16 protein-coding genes and 1 pseudogene are annotated in these 17,411 nt (G+C 47.0%); 9 read left to right on the top strand and 8 right to left on the bottom strand.

All coding sequences use genetic code 11. The features are described from left to right. Positions 1–29: 29 nt before the first annotated feature. Positions 30–549, bottom strand: a pseudogene (locus NNC77_RS09625) (nitroreductase family protein). A 171-nt stretch (positions 550–720) separates the two neighbouring features. On the opposite strand from NNC77_RS09625, the gene NNC77_RS09620 reads away from it, so the two are divergent. Both NNC77_RS09620 and NNC77_RS09615 read left to right on the top strand, forming a co-directional pair. Continuing rightward, entirely contained in the window at positions 721–2,106 is a 1,386-nt protein-coding gene (locus NNC77_RS09620) for a Y-family DNA polymerase (RefSeq protein WP_254970317.1), read from the top strand. Positions 2,107–2,159: 53 nt separating this feature from the next. Next, the gene (locus tag NNC77_RS09615; protein ID WP_254970316.1) at positions 2,160–2,618 is read left to right on the top strand and encodes a LexA family protein; all 459 of its coding nucleotides are present in this window, start codon (positions 2,160–2,162) and stop codon (positions 2,616–2,618) included. Positions 2,619–2,727: 109 nt separating this feature from the next. On the opposite strand, the gene NNC77_RS09610 is transcribed toward NNC77_RS09615, so the two are convergent. From NNC77_RS09610 to NNC77_RS09600, 3 genes are all read right to left on the bottom strand, one after another. Further along, a complete protein-coding gene (locus tag NNC77_RS09610; RefSeq protein ID WP_234564442.1) occupies positions 2,728–4,035 on the bottom strand; it encodes an MFS transporter in 1,308 nt (435 codons plus the stop codon). 108 nt (positions 4,036–4,143) lie between these two features. Continuing rightward, on the bottom strand, positions 4,144–5,640 hold the full coding sequence (locus NNC77_RS09605; protein WP_234564441.1) for a mannitol dehydrogenase family protein: 1,497 nt from the start codon (positions 5,638–5,640) through the stop codon (positions 4,144–4,146). A gap of 260 nt (positions 5,641–5,900) precedes the next feature. Next, a complete protein-coding gene (locus NNC77_RS09600; protein WP_118139161.1) occupies positions 5,901–6,905 on the bottom strand; it encodes a LacI family DNA-binding transcriptional regulator in 1,005 nt (334 codons plus the stop codon). A 326-nt stretch (positions 6,906–7,231) separates the two neighbouring features. Between NNC77_RS09600 and NNC77_RS09595 the strand changes: the two genes are divergently transcribed. Beyond that, on the top strand, positions 7,232–8,605 hold the full coding sequence (locus NNC77_RS09595) for an NAD(P)/FAD-dependent oxidoreductase (protein WP_254970315.1): 1,374 nt from the start codon (positions 7,232–7,234) through the stop codon (positions 8,603–8,605). A gap of 148 nt (positions 8,606–8,753) precedes the next feature. Here the strand turns inward: NNC77_RS09595 and NNC77_RS09590 are convergent, their stop codons facing one another. Beyond that, positions 8,754–9,761 (bottom strand): LacI family DNA-binding transcriptional regulator, encoded by a 1,008-nt coding sequence (locus tag NNC77_RS09590; protein ID WP_254970314.1) that lies wholly within the window; start codon positions 9,759–9,761, stop codon positions 8,754–8,756. Between the two features lie 49 nt (positions 9,762–9,810). Here NNC77_RS09590 and NNC77_RS09585 point away from each other — a divergent pair, with 49 nt between their 5' ends. From NNC77_RS09585 to NNC77_RS09560, 6 genes are all read left to right on the top strand, one after another. After that, the gene (locus NNC77_RS09585) at positions 9,811–10,002 is read left to right on the top strand and encodes a hypothetical protein (protein ID WP_151200762.1); all 192 of its coding nucleotides are present in this window, start codon (positions 9,811–9,813) and stop codon (positions 10,000–10,002) included. A gap of 39 nt (positions 10,003–10,041) precedes the next feature. After that, positions 10,042–11,436, top strand: a complete 1,395-nt coding sequence (locus NNC77_RS09580) for an MFS transporter (RefSeq protein WP_254970313.1) — start codon at positions 10,042–10,044, stop codon at positions 11,434–11,436. A gap of 102 nt (positions 11,437–11,538) precedes the next feature. Next, positions 11,539–12,588: a zinc-dependent alcohol dehydrogenase gene (locus NNC77_RS09575; RefSeq protein ID WP_117692312.1), complete on the top strand. Its 1,050-nt coding sequence runs from the start codon at positions 11,539–11,541 to the stop codon at positions 12,586–12,588. A 169-nt stretch (positions 12,589–12,757) separates the two neighbouring features. Then, entirely contained in the window at positions 12,758–13,642 is an 885-nt protein-coding gene (locus NNC77_RS09570) for a carbohydrate kinase family protein (RefSeq protein WP_254970312.1), read from the top strand. A 123-nt stretch (positions 13,643–13,765) separates the two neighbouring features. Further along, a complete protein-coding gene (locus NNC77_RS09565; protein ID WP_119227866.1) occupies positions 13,766–14,500 on the top strand; it encodes a hypothetical protein in 735 nt (244 codons plus the stop codon). Between the two features lie 54 nt (positions 14,501–14,554). Then, positions 14,555–14,944, top strand: coding sequence for a VOC family protein (locus NNC77_RS09560; protein WP_119227867.1), 390 nt, complete (start codon positions 14,555–14,557; stop codon positions 14,942–14,944). Between the two features lie 181 nt (positions 14,945–15,125). On the opposite strand, the gene NNC77_RS09555 is transcribed toward NNC77_RS09560, so the two are convergent. The 3 genes from NNC77_RS09555 to NNC77_RS09545 form a co-directional block, all read right to left on the bottom strand. Then, positions 15,126–15,458 carry a cupin domain-containing protein gene (locus NNC77_RS09555; protein ID WP_006847452.1) on the bottom strand — a complete coding sequence of 111 codons (333 nt, stop codon included), beginning with the start codon at positions 15,456–15,458 and terminating at the stop codon, positions 15,126–15,128. 91 nt (positions 15,459–15,549) lie between these two features. Continuing rightward, positions 15,550–16,098 carry an NUDIX hydrolase gene (locus NNC77_RS09550; RefSeq protein WP_153139582.1) on the bottom strand — a complete coding sequence of 183 codons (549 nt, stop codon included), beginning with the start codon at positions 16,096–16,098 and terminating at the stop codon, positions 15,550–15,552. Between the two features lie 251 nt (positions 16,099–16,349). Beyond that, positions 16,350–17,189: a prolyl oligopeptidase family serine peptidase gene (locus NNC77_RS09545; protein WP_264904626.1), complete on the bottom strand. Its 840-nt coding sequence runs from the start codon at positions 17,187–17,189 to the stop codon at positions 16,350–16,352. Between the last annotated feature and the right edge of the window lie 222 nt (positions 17,190–17,411).

The following is a 17,411-nucleotide window of genomic DNA, read 5'->3' as shown; positions in this document are numbered from 1 at the left end:
CAGAACTAGATTTCTTCTTATATTTAGATCTAGATTTCTTCCGTGATTTCGCTCATCTCCTTACGCTTCTTCTCAGCGCGTGGACAGTCTTCGGCAATATGACCTACAGGGATGACGACCACCGCCTCATAGCCCTCACGCGGAAAGAACTGCTGCATCTTCGCCGTATCATAATTGCAGACCCAGCAGGTGCCCAGTCCCTTTTCGGTGGCAGCCAGACAGAGATGCTCTGCCGCTATCGCCACATCAATATCTCCATGCGGTTTCTCATCATATCTGCGCACCCAGTTCTCATTCACGTTTTTCATACCTATAATATATATAGGAGCCGTCTTGAACCATTCGCGGTCAGCAATCCTGCAGTTTCTTCTTCGCCTCTTCTGAGCGCACAATGAGCCAGCGCCAAGGCTGCCTGTTCACTGCCGATGGTGCCAGGCGCACACACTCCATGATATAGTCCAGATCCTCCTGGCTCACCGCCTCCGGAGTAAACTTGCGAGCCGAAAAACGCTCCTGGCTCAATGCCAACATGTTATTCTTATCATTCATATCGTTCAGTTTTATGATGTTTCAATACTAGCTTATGACCACAAAGGTAAGAATAAATCACGAAACGACAAAAAAACTTGAATGAAAAACTATCGTTTTCGGATTATTTTTTGTATTTTTGCACATCATACCAGGATTTCTGGTGATAACAAGAGGTGTTAATGATAAGATATGATAGGACTGGCAGACTGCAACAACTTCTACTGTTCGTGCGAGCGAGTGTTTCGCCCCGACCTGACAGGAAAGCCCGTGGTTGTATTGAGCAACAACGACGGGTGCGTCATCGCACGCTCTGAAGAAGCCAAGGCATTGGGCTATAAGATGGGCGACCCCTTCTATCAGGTTAAGGAAAAACTGGAGGCTGAGGGAGTGGCTATCTTCTCGAGCAACTATACGCTCTACGGTTCGCTCTCCAACCGCGTGATGTCGATGCTATCCCATTATTCCCCACGCATTGACCAATACTCTATCGATGAGAGTTTCTTCGAGGCAGACGAATCAATGGCGAAAGTTTTCTTTCGGGAGCATGCGGAAGACCATCCTACTTTGTTCAATAAAACAACAATAGACGAGCTATCAGAAAAGCCCGATAGCCTGCTCCATCGCTATGGCTCCAAAATATCGGCAGATGTACTTCGGGCTGTTGGAATCCCGATATCCGTAGGCATTGCAGAAACGAAGACATTGGCGAAAATCGGCTCTAAATTCGCCAAGAAATACAAGGGCTTCCAAGGCTGCTGCCTCATCGACACGGATGAACGGAGACACAAGGCGCTGTCTCTCTTCCCCGTAGAAGATGTATGGGGAATAGGCAGACAGATAGCCCGAAAGCTCGATTATATGGGCATTAGGACCGCCGCTCAGTTTGCCGACAAGAAAGAAAGTTGGGTCCGCAGCCATTTCAATATCACCACCCTAAGAACATGGAAAGAACTGAATGGCGAAAGCTGCATCAGCATCGAGGAATTGCCGCAGAAGAAGAGCATCTGCACCAGCAGGAGTTTTGCCGACGAGGGCATTACCGACAAAAATGTGATAGAAGAAGCCGTGGCTAATTTCGCTGTACGTTGTACAGAAAAATTAAGGAGACAAGGTAGCGTATGTCAGGGCATCACGGTGTTCGCATGGACTTCCCGTTTTAACGAGCATGTGCCTGAATACACCATCCACGATTCCCTCACCCTGCCCATCGCCACCAATGCACAGGAAGAAATAGTAGGTGCTGCCCTCAGCATTCTCCGGGCTAAATACCCGAAACCGATGGCAGACAGCAGGCCCGATCGCTCCGACATGTCGTTTCACTTCAAGAAAGCTGGCGTTATCCTGTGGCAAATCTCACCCGACCATCCTCGCCAGCAAGACCTCTTCGACCCCATCGACAGAAGCAAGCAAAAAAAGCTGATGGAGGCTATCGACGCCATCAACCGGAAGAATGGTTATGGCACCATACGCCAGGCCATACAAGGCACAGACTGCCGATTCGACCTGAAACGCGAGTACATGTCGAAGCAGTTTACCACGAACATCCATGATATTCTGAAAGTAAAAACTCAATGAGAGGCAGAATAAGCCCATTCTAAAAATGAGCTCCATAAATTAAGAAATACAAGATGAATAAGAATAACGATAACAAGATAAAACTGACATTTCACCCTGCGGAATTCGGAGCCAAGACGCCTATTCCGCTGGCAGAGCAAAGCGTAAAAGCAGGCTTCCCTTCGCCGGCACAAGACTATATGGAGGGAGAGATAGACCTCAACGATATTCTGGTTCGCCATCGTGAGGCCACCTTCTACGTGCGCATATCTGGCGACAGCATGCAGGATGCAGGCATTCTGGACGGTGATCTCGCTGTAGTTGACCGGCAGATAGAACCCTCAAACGGCAATTTCGTCATCGCCTTCGTAGATGGCGAATTCACCATCAAGCAATTCAAGATGGATGAGAGCGGCACCTTCGGCCGGCTCATCCCATGGAACAAGAACTTCTCCCCTATCAGGGTAGATGAAACCAACCGATTCATGATTTGGGGCGTGGTTACCTATGTGATTCATCAGATTGCGGAATGATTCATCTGATTGCGAAATAACTCTTAAAAATAAAAAACTCGGGATGCTTCTAACCTGAAACATCCCGAGTTTTTGATATCCTTCTTAATTTATGTCTTACTATTGCCTTTTATGCCTCCTGCTTCCTATACCCCACAAGTCCGTACCAGAGGATAACGAACTCGCAGAAGAGAGGAACGAACCAGGTGAACTGCCACGAACCGATATAATCGGCAAGCAAACCCTGAAGCACAGGGAATACTGCACCACCGAAAACTCCCATCATGAACACACCCGAAGCCTTGGAAGTATATTCCTTCAAGCCATCAACTGCCAGTGTAAAGATGCAACTCCACATCACACTATGAAATAATCCCACAGCAGCCATCAGCCAGAGATTCTCGGTAAACATGGAAACAGACATCAATACGATTGCCGCCACCGTAACGGTAATGAGCATAGGGCGAGGTGCCACGTTCTTCAAACCGGCAGAAACCATTCTGCCAATCATGAATCCACCCCAATAGAGCGTGGCAAGAAGAGCTGGCGAAAGATTATAACCATGCCCCATCAGATCCATAGCATGGAGATTCATATTGTTGCCGATTCCCACCTCGGTTCCCACATAGAAGAAGATGGTTATCACGCCATATTTCAGATGACGAAACGACCAGATGCTGCGTTTCTTCGCATTTCTGGAATCATCAGAAGGAGTTGTCTTTCCTTCAGATTCCACATTTTGAGTCTCCTCTCTCGTACCCTCAATGTCTGGAAGATTCGCCTTGGAAGTGCTCCATGTTGTAAAGGCAATGATGAGCATCATTACCAGGAATGGAATGGTGAGCTGGTCGGCAGAAACACAATCCAGGGACACACCTGCAAACATCACGCCCGTTACGAAGAAAGGAGCGATGGTAGTACCGAAAGAATTCACCGCACAGGTGAAGTTCATGCGCTGCACAGGTTGAGTGCCCGGCAAAGGATAGGCAGCTATGTATGGATTGATCACCACCTGAAGCATTGCCGCTGACGTACCCATCAGATAAGATCCGAAAAGGAAAACGAAATATCCGAATGGTACGAAATCCTGCGAGAGATGCACGCCTGCCCCACCCCAATATTCAGCAATCAGCGCCGAAGCAAGATAGAAAGCGAGACCCAGCACCATTACCAGCATCGAACGGATGAGCGTCTTCTTATAGCCCACTTTGTTGAGCAAGCGTCCCGTCTTAGCACTATTGAGCAGATAGCCCAGGAAGAAAGCGAAGGAGATGAGCGTTGCCAGGGAGTTCTTGGTAGTGGTAACCTCCGAGAGGAAGGCTATCTTCAAGGGACCCTGACACTGACCATTGACGGTAGTAAGGAAGCCCACTATAAAATAGATGAATGTCAGGAGTAGAAATGGTCCAGCACTCCTAAGCGTTATCGATTGTTTCATGTTTATCTAGGTTTAAATTAGAGAAAGTTACGCTATCGTCAGGTGTTTCGACGAATTAAACAATCCATAAAAACACCTGACTCTTATTTTCAAGAGTTTCTCTCTATATTACAAGATTTCATCTTCCAAAACCTTCATGGCACCCTTTGTCTTGATGTCTTCTACCATCTTCAAGTAAAGCTCTACGAAATGAGGAGCTGCCTTGAGATCGGTACTTGTAAAGGCTGAAATGCCGAGAAAATCGAGCGCATCATCGCTATCGATGGCCTTATGGTCATCAACGGTAAGCCATGGATCTGCCACTTCGAATGCATCACCATTGTCATCTACCTGATACTTCAGATAATGACGGTAAGCAGCAAAGAGGTAAGCCACACGCTTGAACTCCACATTCTGGCGCTTGCCAGAAGCATCATCAGCAATCATCTTCTCCAGGTTCGGCATTACGTAAACCGGGAACTTGCTGGCACCATCGAAGCAGAGACGAGCCACCTGGTCGCTGACCATGCGGTTGCCGAAGCGCTCAACCAGGCACTGCTTGTATGCCTCGAGATCAGTATCCTTTGGAGCTGGCACGTAAGGAGTAATGTCATCGTCCATGAAGGCACGTACAAACTTGCGGATTCTCTCATCGTGCATGGCTGCATCTACCTTGCGGTAACCGCCGAGAAAAGATGGATAAGAGAGCAATGTATGTGAAGCATTCAAGAGAGAAAGCTTCATATTCTCGAAGGCAGTCACATCGTCGGTCATCTGAGCGCCCACGGTTTCCCATGCTGGGCGACCGGCTGCAAAATTATCCTCTACTACCCACTGGATGAAGTCCTCGCAATATACAGGAGCCTCATCGCAAGTGCCGTTCTGAGCATTCAGTCGCTCGATGTCGGCAGGACGGGTAGCTGGAGTAATGCGGTCAACCATTGAGTTAGGGAAGGTAACGTTCTCCTCCATCCAGGCAGCGAGTTCCTTGTCCTGAGCTCCCACGAAAGTCATGAAAGCCTTGCGGGCAGTATTGCCATTGTGCTGCAGATTATCGCAGGAAAGGATAGTGATAGGACCATTGCCTGCTGCCTTGCGGCGGCGCAATCCCTCGGCTACATATCCGAAGGCTGTAACCGGCTTGGTTGGATTCTCGATATCGTGAGCCACCTGCGCATTGTCGAGCATGAATTCGCCACTCTGACGTGAAATGTTGTATCCGCCCTCGGTGATAGTGAGGGTGATGATCTTGATATCCTTAGACGCAATCTTGTTCAGAATCTGTTCCTGCTCCTCAATGCCCCAATAGAGTTCAACGAGCGCACCCAACTGATAAACCTGGATGCTGTCATCACGTCCACATACGGTAAGGGTGTATTCACCGTCCTGCTTCTTCAGGGCATGGTAGAGACGCTCATCGCCTGGGAGAATCATTGCTCCACAGATACCCCAGTTCTGCTGGGTATTGTTCTCGAGGAGCATATTGGTCATAAACTCCAGGTGAGCACGATGGAAGTTACCTACTCCGAAGTGCAGGATACCTGCCTTTACCAAACTGCGGTTATAAGCATAACCTTTTACTACCTGAGCTGCATTTGCTGCGTTTGCATTCACTAAATTTGCCATAATTCTTTTATTGTTAGCTGTAAATATTAATTGTTTATTCATTTTTGGGGAAGCAAGTAGCCGAGGAGTTTCCTCAGCTATCTTATCTCCCGTTTCCGATGGCAAAGATATTGCGTTTTTTCGAGATAAAAAGATGTTTTTTTCGAAAAAAACTTGCAAACGTTCCCGCAAACGTTCCCAATTTCTGCAAACGTTTTAAATACTTTCAGGCGATTACCGAAAACCACTTTCTAGTGATTACCGGAAAACACGAAGTTTGATTATTCTCCCGTAGATTCCCTACATTTCATCGTGGTCTTCAGCACCACCTGTCTATCTTCCATCTCTGGATTATTGATTTTCTCCATCACCAGTTCTGCCGCCTTTCTGCCCATCTCCTCCAACGGAGGCTCCATAGTAGTAATCTGAGGAGATACGATGGTTGATAGTTCGGTACCCGAAAAACCAGCCACGAAAATCTCTTCCGGCACCCGTCTACCCAAGGCACGGAGTCGATTCTGCGCACCTATCGCCAAAGTATCAGTAAAGGCGAAGACGGCATCAAATTCCACCTTATTATATATAAGACGGTCGATGGCATCAGCTCCATCCTTGAAGGTCATTCCCGTCTTCACAATCAGCTCCGGGTCGAAGAGATGGAATTTCTCCATCGCCTCACGATAACCCAAGCCTCGCTGATAGGCATTATAAATGTCGTCGGGTCCCTGCAGATAGACGATGCGCTTCCTGCCCAGGCGGATAAGATGCTCTACCATGAAATAAGAATCAACATTATCATCCACCATCACCTGCGGCATTTTCAATCCGTATGGAATGCGGTCGTAGAAGACTATCGCCATACCATCTGCTGCCAACTGCTGATACATTTCTATGTTCTTGCGGTAGCTGCAGAGGCTCACAATCAGACCATCTACCATAAACTGCTCCATCATCTTCAGGTTCTCCAACTCCCGCTCCGGTTTCTCATCGCTCTCGGCAATCATCACCTTCTGGTTCTTTTTGTAGAGCACGTCCTGAATACCATTAATCACCTGCGAAGCATAAGGAGTATGCATCTCCGGCACGATGACACCAATGGTGTTCGTACGCCCCATCTTCAGGTTCATCGCCACCGGATTACGCTTGTAGCCGAGTCGTTTTGCCTCCTCAATCACCATCTCGCGCGTCTCCTTGCGAATGTTCTTGTCATCCGTCAACGCCCTGGAAACGGTAGAAACCGAGATGCAGAGCGAACGGGCTATATCCTTAATTGTTACATGTTTCATCATGATGTTTTTATAAAAATTCGTTCGTCTTTTAAAATTGTCGATGCAAATATACAACTTTTCCTTTAAACCGACAACATTTCTCAAAAAAAGTGCTCATAAAATGCTATCTGAATATTACATTTTACAACTTCATTTTCCTGAATCTAAAAAGAGAACGATTGCAACAATCTTCAATCCCATATTTCTACCCATCTTCCTTTGCCACCTCATCAAAATGTTGTACCTTTGCAATCGAATTTTCAGCAAGAACCAGGCATTACGCCTTATAGAGAACAGAATTTTCAGCAAATATATGTAATTAATATGTAAAAACAGCAGTAGTTATGAGCATTAATATCAAGAGAAATCAGTTGAAGAGAGTAGTTATCGTAGGTGGCGGACTCGGTGGTCTTCGTTTGGCAGAAGACCTCTGCAATTCAAACCTGCAGGTGGTGTTGATTGATAAGAATAACTTCCATCAGTTCCCTCCACTTATCTATCAGATAGCCTCAGCAGGTATCGACCCAAGCTCCATCTCCTTCCCTTTCCGCCAGATTTTCCGCAAGCGCAAGAACTTCTACTTCCGCATGGCAGAGGCGAGAGCCGTATTCCCAGACAAGAAGATTCTGCAGACTTCCATCGGTAAGATTGAGTACGATTACCTGGTGTTCGCAGCAGGAACCACTACCAATTTCTATGGCAATGCCAACATCGAGAAGTGGGCTATTCCGATGAAGACCGTTTCAGAGGCAATGGGATTGCGCAACGCCGTGCTGAGTAACCTGGAGCGTGCATTGACCTGTGCCACAGAAGAGGAGCGACAGGAACTCCTGAACGTGGTCATTGTGGGCGGTGGTGCCACAGGTGTGGAGATAGCCGGAGCCCTCTCTGAAATGAAGCGCTACGTGATTCCTTACGATTATCCGGATATGGACTCCTCTCTGATGCACATCTATCTCCTGGAAGCGGGCGACAGACTGCTCGCCGGAATGTCACAGGACTCTTCCAAGAAAGCATACGATTTCCTCACAAGCATGGGTGTGGATGTGCAGTTTGGCAAAATGGTAACCGACTACAAGGACCATAAGGTTCTGATGAAGGATGGTCAGGAGATTCCTACCCGCACCTTCCTCTGGGTATCCGGTGTAAAGGCACAGCCTATCACGGGTATTGATGGCGACCATCTGGGCCGTGGTTTCCGAATCGTGGTAGATGAGTTCAACCGCATCCCTGGCATGGACGGTCTCTTCGCCATCGGCGACCAGTGTATCCAGACCACAGACCCAGCTTATCCTGGCGGTCATCCACAGTTGGCTCAGGTAGCCATTCAGCAGGCAGCACTCCTGGCTAAGAATATCCAGAAGATTGCCGAGGGAGCCACTGATTCCCAACTCAAGCCTTTCCGCTACAAGAACCTGGGTTCTATGGCTACCATCGGAAGACACAAGGCTGTAGTAGAACTAGGCAAGTTCCACAGCCAGGGCTTCTTTGCCTGGGTATTGTGGCTGGTAGTTCACCTCCGCTCCATCCTCGGCGTAAAGAACAAGGTAATGGTATTGCTCAACTGGCTCTGGAAGTACGTGAGCTACAACGATTCCATCCGAATGATTACCTACGCCACCAAGCCTAAGGAGGTGCGCGATCGATTGAAGCGTGAACAGACCACTCATCTCGGCACCGATTTGCTGGAGAATGAAGAAGAGGAAGAGGAAGCTTAAGATAAGGAGATAGATTAAGTTTAAATGCTTAAGATAAAGAAATAGAAAACGGGTGTATCATTCAATAATATAGATGATACACCCGTTTCTTTTATACTGTCTTCCAAAACAGTTTCTTTTATGCAGGTTCCAGAAGCCGATACCTTTATTAAGTAGATTCCCTTATCACAGTTTCACCTCTCAATGCTATTTCCTCTATCCTTCTATAACCATCGGCAATATGCTCCAGCAGCAGTCGGCAACTTTCCTGCGCCATTTTCTCAATAGGCTGCTCCACTACCGTCAACTGAGGATGAACCAAGGTAGCCAAGGCTGTGCCCGACATGCAGCAAAGTGCCACATCCTCCGGAATGCTCAAGCCACGCTTCTGGATAGCACTCTTGGCTCCCAACACAGCAGTCTCCGTAAAGCCAAAGACCGCATCAAAAGGAACATCCTTCTCCAGGAAACGCTCCATCACCCAACTACCCTCTTCAGCCGACAAGGCTGGCGACAAGACATCTTGCGCCTGATACTCTATATGAAACTTTTCCAGCGCATCCCGATAGCCCCTCAATCGTTCATAGCTGTTTCGGATATAAGCAGGTCCCGGAATATGAATAATATGCTTATACCCCTTGCGCAACAAAGCCTCCACCATGAAAAACGACATGATGTAATCGTCCATGTGCACCTGTGAAGCCTTTACCTTCTCCACCGTTCTATCGAAAAACACGATGGGAATGCCCCTTTCTATCACCTTATTATATAGGTCCACATTATGCTCCTTATCGCATGCACTCATCAGGATGCCATCCACACGCAGCTGCTCCATCATCAGAATGTTCTCTCTCTCCTGCTCAGGATTCTCGTTAGAAATGGCAATCATTACCTTATACCCCTGCTTGCGCAAGATGGCTTGAGCTTCATTGATAAAGGTCATATAGAAAGTGGTGACGATTTCGGGAATGATGATGCCGATGTTATGAGTACTCTGCTGGCGAAAATTCACAGCCAGTTCGTTGCGATGATAGCCCATCCGCTCGGCAGTTGCCAATATCTTCTGCAAGGTTTCCGCCTTCACATTACCCGTATCTCCCGAAAGAGCACGCGAAACGGTGGACTTGGAAATCCCCAGTTCCCTTGCAATATCCATGATAGTTACATATTTTGCCATATCTCTTTTTCTTTCTTGTTATATGTGCTTGCAAAGATACTTATTTTCTATGAAAGCTACAACAAAAAACAGAGAAATCTTTTTGGGAACGGTTGCGGAAAATGGGAACGGTTGCGGGAACGGTTGCGGAAAAACAGCCGTTTTTTTTCTTGTTTTTCCAGCAAAATCGTTCTATCTTTGCAGCGTGAAAAGGAAAAACGATTTCTCAAATCGCTCTATTCCTACACAAAACAAAGAATAAACAACATTAAGTATCACAATCAAACCTAAGAAAAAGGATATGGAACAAGATTCTAAATTTCAAGCGAACACTTCGCTAGAGAACAATTCGCAGGGAAAGGTTCCCTTCATCAGTAAACTCGCCTATGGCATGGGCGATGTGGGCTGCAACTTCAGTTGGATGTTCGTGGGCAACTTCCTCATGATTTTCTACACCGATGTGTTTGGAATCAGCATGAGTGCCGTAGCAACCCTGATGCTTGTGTCCCGATTCTGGGACGCCATCAACGACCCCATCATCGGCACACTTACCGACAAGACCCACACCCGATGGGGACGATTCCGCCCATGGCTGCTCTTCGGAGCTCCTATCACGGCACTGGTACTGATACTCACCTTCTGGGCTCATCCGGAATGGAGCCAGACCGCCAAGATTATCTATATGGCAGTAACCTACTGCATCCTGGTGCTGGGATATACCTGCGTGAACCTGCCTTACGGCACACTCTGCGGAGCCATGACACAAGACATCGATGAGAGAGCCAAGCTCAACACCAGCCGTTCGGTGAGCGCCATGATGGCCATCGGAGTAATCAACATCATAACCGTTCCGCTCATCAGCTGGTTTGGCGCAGGCGATACCAAATATGGTTATCTGGCTGTGGCAGTACTCTACGGCATCATCTTCGCTGCCTGCCATCTGTTCTGCTTCCATAAGACCAAGGAAGTGGTAGAAGTTCCTGTGGGACAGAAGCTCCCATTAAAGGTGCAGCTTCGTTCCGTGATGAAGAACAAGCCCTATCTGCTCGCCCTCTTAGGACAGTTGCTCTTCGGTTTCATCCACTACGGACGCAACGCCGACATGCTCTACTATTTCACTTATGTAGAAGGTTCGGCAACGCTCTTCTCCTACTATTCCATGGCCATCATCGTGCCAAGCATCATAGGTGCAGCCTGCTTCCCTCTGGTATTCAGAAAAACGGGCAACAAGGGTTTCACGGCAGCCATCTTCGCTTTCCTCACCGGTATTACGATGATAGGTCTGTACTTCTTCAGCCCTAACGGCAGCGCCATCATGTTCTATCTGTTCTCAGCTTTGTCGTGGTTCTTCTTCTCAGGCTTCAATACAGCCATCTATGCCATCATCCCCGACTGTGTGGAGTATGGCGAGTGGAAGACGGGCATCAGAAACGACGGATTCCAATACGCCTTCATCTCGCTGGGCAACAAGATAGGAATGGCACTCGGCACATCGCTTCTCGCCATTGCCCTGGGCAGTGCAGGATATGTAAGCAACGCTGTGCAGAATCCAGAAGTATTGAACATTATGCACCATGCCTTCAGCACCATTCCGGGAATCTTGTGGATCGTCACCGCAGGATGCCTCTGCTTCTACAAGCTCAACAAGAAGCAATACAAGCAGATCATGACCGATCTGGAGAATAAGAAGAAATAAAAAAGAGCCCACTTAAAAAGTGGGCTCAGCAAAGAATACAAAGATAAAACGGGATCTTTCATCCCACCAACATAACAATAACAATTTCAAAACATTATAATTATGAGACAGGCAATATTGGTAGAACCAAAGCATATCGAATTCAAGGAAGTAGCAGAACCAAAGGCAGCAGACTTAACTGCTCATCAGGTTCTCGTCAACATCAAGCGCATCGGCATCTGCGGTAGCGAGATTCACTCTTACCACGGTCTTCACCCAGCCACCTTCTATCCAGTGGTTCAGGGACATGAGTACTCTGGAGTGGTTATGGCTGTAGGCAGCGAAGTTACCGTCTGCAAGCCTGGCGACCACATCACCGCTCGCCCACAGTTGGTTTGCGGCAAGTGCAACCCTTGCAAGCGCGGACAGTATAACGTTTGTGAGCACCTGCGTGTTCAGGCTTTCCAGGCAGATGGTGCAGCACAGGATTTCTTTGTAGTAGATGACGACCGCGTGGCTAAGTTGCCAGAAGGCATGAGCCTTGACTATGGTGCCATGATTGAGCCTTCAGCCGTTGGTGCCCATGCCAGCAACCGCACCGACGTAAAGGGTAAGAATGTAGTAGTGAGCGGTGCAGGAACCATCGGCAATCTCATAGCCCAGTTCTGCATTGCCCGTGGCGCCAAGAATGTACTCATTACCGATGTAAGCGACCTTCGCCTGGCTAAGGCTCGCGAATGCGGCATCAAGCACACCCTCAACATCACCAAGAAGACCTTGAAGGAAGCTGCCCAGGAACTTTTCGGTGAGGAAGGCTATCAGGTAGGTTTCGAGGTAGCAGGTGTAGAAGTTTCCATCCGTTCGCTGATGGAGACCATCGAGAAAGGTAGCGACATCGTGGTTGTGGCTGTCTTTGCCAAGGACCCAGCCCTCAGCATGTTCTATCTGGGCGAACATGAGTTGAGACTCATCGGTTCAATGATGTATCGCCACGAAGATTATCTCACAGCCATCGATTACGTAAGCAAGGGCATCGTCAACCTCAAGCCACTCGTAAGCAACCGTTTTGCCTTCGAAGAATACGATGATGCCTACAAGTTTATCGACACTCATCGCGAAACCAGCATGAAGGTTCTCATCGATTTCGAACAGAAACCTGGAGAGAAGAAGTAAAGAGATAGAAGAGAAGAAATATACTGCAAACGATTGCAGAAATTGGAAACGATTGCGGGAACGTTTGCAGAAAGTTTAGATGATTTTTCTTTGTGAAGGTAGCTGAAAAATGCTACCTTTGCAACAGAAATCAAGTAACATCTCTAACATTCTTAAAGTAAAAATGACAATGGAAAAGAAACAATCAGTGATAGGTATCGGCGAGGCTCTCTTCGATGTGCTTCCAGAAGGAAAAAAGCTAGGTGGCGCTCCAGCCAACTTTGCTTACCACGTTTCACAGTTCGGACTCGAGAGCTGTGCAGTTAGTGCAATGGGCGATGATGAGCTAGGCAAGGAGCTGGAGAAGGAACTCAACGATCACCATCTCAACTATCAGATAGACAAGTTAGCCTACCCTACAGGCACCGTTCAGGTTTCGCTCGATGCCAACGGCATTCCTTGTTACGACATCAAAGAGGGAGCAGCCTGGGACAACATCCCCTACACGTCAGCCCTGGAGAAGTTGGCAAAGAATTGCACCGCAGCCTGCTTCGGCTCGCTGGCCCAGCGCAACGAGGTTTCCCGCAACACCATCTACCGCTTCCTTGATAACATGCCAAAGGAAGAAGGAATCCTCAAAATCTTCGACATCAATCTCCGTCAGGGATTCTATAATAAGGAAATTATCACCGAGAGCATCAAGCGATGCAACATCCTCAAGATCAATGATGAGGAATTGATTACCGTAAGCCGCATCTTCGGCTATCCGGGCATCGACCTGGAGAACAAATGCTGGCTCCTCTTGGGCAAGTACAATCTGAAGATGCTCATCCTTACCTGCGGTGTAAACGGCAGCTACGTATTCACCCCTGGCGAAGTTTCGTTTATAGAGACACCGAAGGTAGAAGTGGCAGACACAGTGGGTGCCGGTGATTCATTCACAGGCGCATTCGTGGCAAGCATCTTGAAGGGTAAGAGCGTAAAGGAAGCTCATGAATTGGCAGTAAAGGTTTCGGCATTCGTCTGTACACAGAACGGAGCCATGCCGATCTTGCCAAAGGAATTTACAAGATAAGCCCTTATTTGCCCAAATTATATGCAAATTATAATTATCAGTAATATATGGTTTAAGTAATTAGTTAACGTTTATAAGGTTCATAGTTAGTTAGGTTCAAAAAGTTTATTTTGTAGTAAAACCATGAAAAGAATTGTAGTTATTGTTTTGATGATGGCTGCTTGCCTGGGAAATGCCCAGGCACAGCTCCATCTGAAAGCCAACGTGCAGAACAATCATCTGTGGCGTGGCATGGAAGTTTCCGACGGCATCGTCCTCCTCACCGACCTGAGCTATACGATGGCCAATGACCACGTTACCGTGGGACTTTGGGGTGGCTGCAACTCGGAAGGCTCCTACAAGGAGTTTAATCATTATCTGACTCTGAAGGCTGGCGGTTGGGGATTCGCCCTGTGGGACACCTACAACTTCTCCCCTGGCGCCAGCTATAATAATAAGGAATACTGGAACTACTCTGCTCATACCACCGGCCGATTCCTCGATGCCACATTAAGCTACCGGTTTCAGGACGAGAAGTTTCCACTGCTCCTGAGCTGGTCAACGGTAGTCTTCGGACGCGACCGCAACAGCAACAACACGAAGCAGAAATATTCCACCTTCGCCTATGCGGAATATCCTATCTATCAGAAGGATGGATGGAAGGTAGATGCAGGAGTTGGTGGAGCCTTCGCCCTGAACAGAGCTGGCGAGGATGCCCACTTCTTTGGAACCACGGCAGGCATCGTTCACGTATCGCTGCAAGCCTCCCACGACCTCAAGCTCGGCAACTACACCATTCCGGTTTATGCCAAGGGCATGTGGAATCCTCAGAGCAACGAGAGCTATTTCCAGATTGGAGCAGAAATCATCCGCTTCTAAATCTTCAATACACAAAAAGTTTTATCATAACAATCATCTAAACACAGATTCATTATGAAGATTAAAGATTTTACAACAGGCGTGCAGCACATCGGCATTCCTACCAACGACATCAACAAGACCATTGAATTTTATCATGCCTTGGGCTTCGAGACAGCCCTCCGCACAGTAAACGGCACCGAGGAAGTAGCCTTTCTCCAGCTCCACAATCTCATCATCGAGACCTATCAGAACCATCAGGCAAAGATGGAATATGGAGCCATCGACCACATTGCCATCGATGTAAAGAACATAGAGGATCTCTTCCTGGTAGTGAAGGAAGCAGGAACCTTCAAGATGCTGGATCAGCAGGTAAATGGTCTTCCTTTCTGGGAAAACGGCGTAAAGTTCTTCACCATCGAGGGTCCAAACAAGGAGAAAATCGAGTTCTGCGAGAAACTATAATCAGCAGCATATTCTTTTAGATAAAAAACAGATGACTATAGCTATATAAGAGAGAAGAATGACGAAAGTCCAGCTTGGAGCCTTTTTATACTTTTTATAAGAGAGGCATCCGAGTTGGACTTTCTTTTTTCATTTTCCTCAGGAGGAATATAATATGGTTTTCCTTGATACTCCAGGGATATTAATGATGCTCAGGCACAATGGCGAGATACACCAGATCATGATCTGTGAGATTCTCCATATAATGAGCGTGGTTCATAGGACAATAATGCACCTGTCCCTGTCGAACCTCTTCTACGGCATCATCATAATGGAAAGTAGCAGTGCCGCTTACCACATAGATAATCTCGCAGTTGCCCTCGTGAGTATGAAGACCAGTTGATGCACCCGGACGCAAGGTAGAATACATAATCTTCACCTTGTCATCCACATAGTTACGAGTATCGAGTTTACCCTGTCCACCCTTGAAGCCCTCCAAGTGAGCCTCAGCAATTTTTTCGAAATCTATTACCATCTTTATAATGTTTATTGTTTAATGTCTAATATTTACTTTGCTCGAGCAAACGAAGTTCTGCTGTTTGCTTTCGCAGATGAAGCCCTGCAGCTTACTTTGCTTTCGCAAAATACTTCCATAGCGGAGCCGCCATCAGGCTTTGCCAGATTTCTCCCTTCTCCAGCATTTCCATTACTTCATCCCTGGAGAAGAGGCGAATCTCGATATCCTCAGCCTGGTCAAGATGCTGAACATCCATGCGCTCCACATCCGTAGCCAGATAGCAATGGGTAAGATTGGTATGAGTGCTCGGATTAGCCGAAATCGTCATCCACTTCTGCCAGTTTCCGCCACCGAATCCAGTCTCTTCCATCAGTTCTCGCTTGGCAGCCACCATCGGGTCCTCGCCCTTCTCTATCACTCCTGCGCAGAGTTCATTCACCGTCTTACCTATCGCATAGCGATACTGGCGAACGAAGACGAACATTCCGTCCTTCGTAATGGCGATGGTGTTCACCCAATCAGGATATTCCAGCACGTAATATTCATCGATAATGGCCCCCGTAGGCAATTCCACCTTATCCACTCGTGCCGTGAGCCAAGGCTTCTCTATCAGATACTTCTGCGAGAGCGTCTTCCATTTCATATCTTTATCAGCCATTTTCTTACTTCATTTAAAAAACTGGATTTTCTTTATTTTAATTGATGGTGCAAAAGTACGAAAAAAGATTGAATAGAGAAAAGTTTACTTGTTATTTCTTTCAAAAAAACAGACTCTAAAACCTTTATGCCATTCTTAGCCTCTAATTTTAGAAAAAACAGTATCTTTGCAAGGCATAAAATTCATTCGCATAAAGGGATTTAATCAAATAAAAAGACATCATGGCAGAACATCTTATTATAAAAGATTCTTTAATATTCATTTCCCTCTTGCTTGATCACACTCGGACCATCGATGAGTTCAGGCTGAGGGGCATTTCTGTTCACATCACCATATGCTCTGCCCAGATCGCTCATCGTAATACTGATGTTGCGGTTCACGGGTCTGTCCTTATCTGAAAGGCTGTGAGAGAAGAGCCACTGATAGGTTTTCTTCAGATAAAACACGCGGGCAGGGGTACCGTGATTGGCACCCTTCCACCAGTCGTATATCAATCGGGTATCCTTGCCATCCTTTTCAAGTTTATCTACCACCACCTTCGATTGCTTGACCGGTACTGCCCTATCTGCTGTGCCATGGATAATCCAGAAAGGCAAATCGCCCAATCCACTCACATCCTTATACGAACATCCGCCACACAGCGCCATGCCGGCAGCTATCCTGTCGGGATAAGTAGCACAGACATCCATGGTGCCATAACCGCCCAAACTCATACCCAAGACATAAACCCTATTAGAATCGCATGGGTAATTCTTCTTCACCCAGTCTAGCATATCCATGATTTTCTTCGGATTCCAGGCTCCTCCCGGATTCTGCGGAACGATGGTCAGCGCATCGATATCGCGCCCCTTGACGATGGCATCAAGCGGTCCGTATCTTCTCACCTTATTCAGATTTCTTCCACAAAGACTGGCTCCATGCAGAAAGATGATGACCGGTGTCTGCTCTTGCGAATAGAAATAATCTACCGGCGTATAAACCCAGAAGTTGTAACCTCCCGGAATCTCATCTTTCACAGCTCGCAGAAAGTCGTAAGCCGACATGCTGCATACGGAAAGACAGAATAATATAAACAAAAATATCTTCTTCATTTTCTTCCTTTTTTACCTGTTTAGTATCACGCTCCCTGTTTCATACCATGAACGTTCATCACACAAAAGTAAGTAAATATCAGCATATTACCAAATATCCTCCCTATATTTTTCTTTTTTTATCCAAAAGAAAGATTCGTTTAAACTTCCAGGTAGAAAGATAAACAACGATTATTTGTGTTAAAAATCATAAGAATCACATCGGTTCGCATTATTTTTATT

Source organism: Segatella copri (assembly GCF_024330485.1).
GTDB classification, from domain to species: domain Bacteria; phylum Bacteroidota; class Bacteroidia; order Bacteroidales; family Bacteroidaceae; genus Prevotella; species Prevotella copri_L.
The sequence above is the reverse complement of the archived record's forward strand: the minus strand, read 5'-3'. Positions and strand labels throughout refer to the sequence as shown.

What these genes read in the sequence shown, in the direction of transcription:
- NNC77_RS09620 (WP_254970317.1), top strand. Translation starts at nt 721, where the DNA reads ATGATAGGACTGGCAGACTGCAACAACTTCTACTGTTCGTGCGAGCGA.
- NNC77_RS09615 (WP_254970316.1), top strand. Translation starts at nt 2,160, where the DNA reads ATGAATAAGAATAACGATAACAAGATAAAACTGACATTTCACCCTGCG.
- NNC77_RS09610 (WP_234564442.1), bottom strand. Translation starts at nt 4,035, where the DNA reads ATGAAACAATCGATAACGCTTAGGAGTGCTGGACCATTTCTACTCCTG.
- NNC77_RS09605 (WP_234564441.1), bottom strand. Translation starts at nt 5,640, where the DNA reads ATGGCAAATTTAGTGAATGCAAACGCAGCAAATGCAGCTCAGGTAGTA.
- NNC77_RS09600 (WP_118139161.1), bottom strand. Translation starts at nt 6,905, where the DNA reads ATGAAACATGTAACAATTAAGGATATAGCCCGTTCGCTCTGCATCTCG.
- NNC77_RS09595 (WP_254970315.1), top strand. Translation starts at nt 7,232, where the DNA reads ATGAGCATTAATATCAAGAGAAATCAGTTGAAGAGAGTAGTTATCGTA.
- NNC77_RS09590 (WP_254970314.1), bottom strand. Translation starts at nt 9,761, where the DNA reads ATGGCAAAATATGTAACTATCATGGATATTGCAAGGGAACTGGGGATT.
- NNC77_RS09585 (WP_151200762.1), top strand. Translation starts at nt 9,811, where the DNA reads ATGAAAGCTACAACAAAAAACAGAGAAATCTTTTTGGGAACGGTTGCG.
- NNC77_RS09580 (WP_254970313.1), top strand. Translation starts at nt 10,042, where the DNA reads ATGGAACAAGATTCTAAATTTCAAGCGAACACTTCGCTAGAGAACAAT.
- NNC77_RS09575 (WP_117692312.1), top strand. Translation starts at nt 11,539, where the DNA reads ATGAGACAGGCAATATTGGTAGAACCAAAGCATATCGAATTCAAGGAA.
- NNC77_RS09570 (WP_254970312.1), top strand. Translation starts at nt 12,758, where the DNA reads ATGGAAAAGAAACAATCAGTGATAGGTATCGGCGAGGCTCTCTTCGAT.
- NNC77_RS09565 (WP_119227866.1), top strand. Translation starts at nt 13,766, where the DNA reads ATGAAAAGAATTGTAGTTATTGTTTTGATGATGGCTGCTTGCCTGGGA.
- NNC77_RS09560 (WP_119227867.1), top strand. Translation starts at nt 14,555, where the DNA reads ATGAAGATTAAAGATTTTACAACAGGCGTGCAGCACATCGGCATTCCT.
- NNC77_RS09555 (WP_006847452.1), bottom strand. Translation starts at nt 15,458, where the DNA reads ATGGTAATAGATTTCGAAAAAATTGCTGAGGCTCACTTGGAGGGCTTC.
- NNC77_RS09550 (WP_153139582.1), bottom strand. Translation starts at nt 16,098, where the DNA reads ATGGCTGATAAAGATATGAAATGGAAGACGCTCTCGCAGAAGTATCTG.
- NNC77_RS09545 (WP_264904626.1), bottom strand. Translation starts at nt 17,189, where the DNA reads ATGAAGAAGATATTTTTGTTTATATTATTCTGTCTTTCCGTATGCAGC.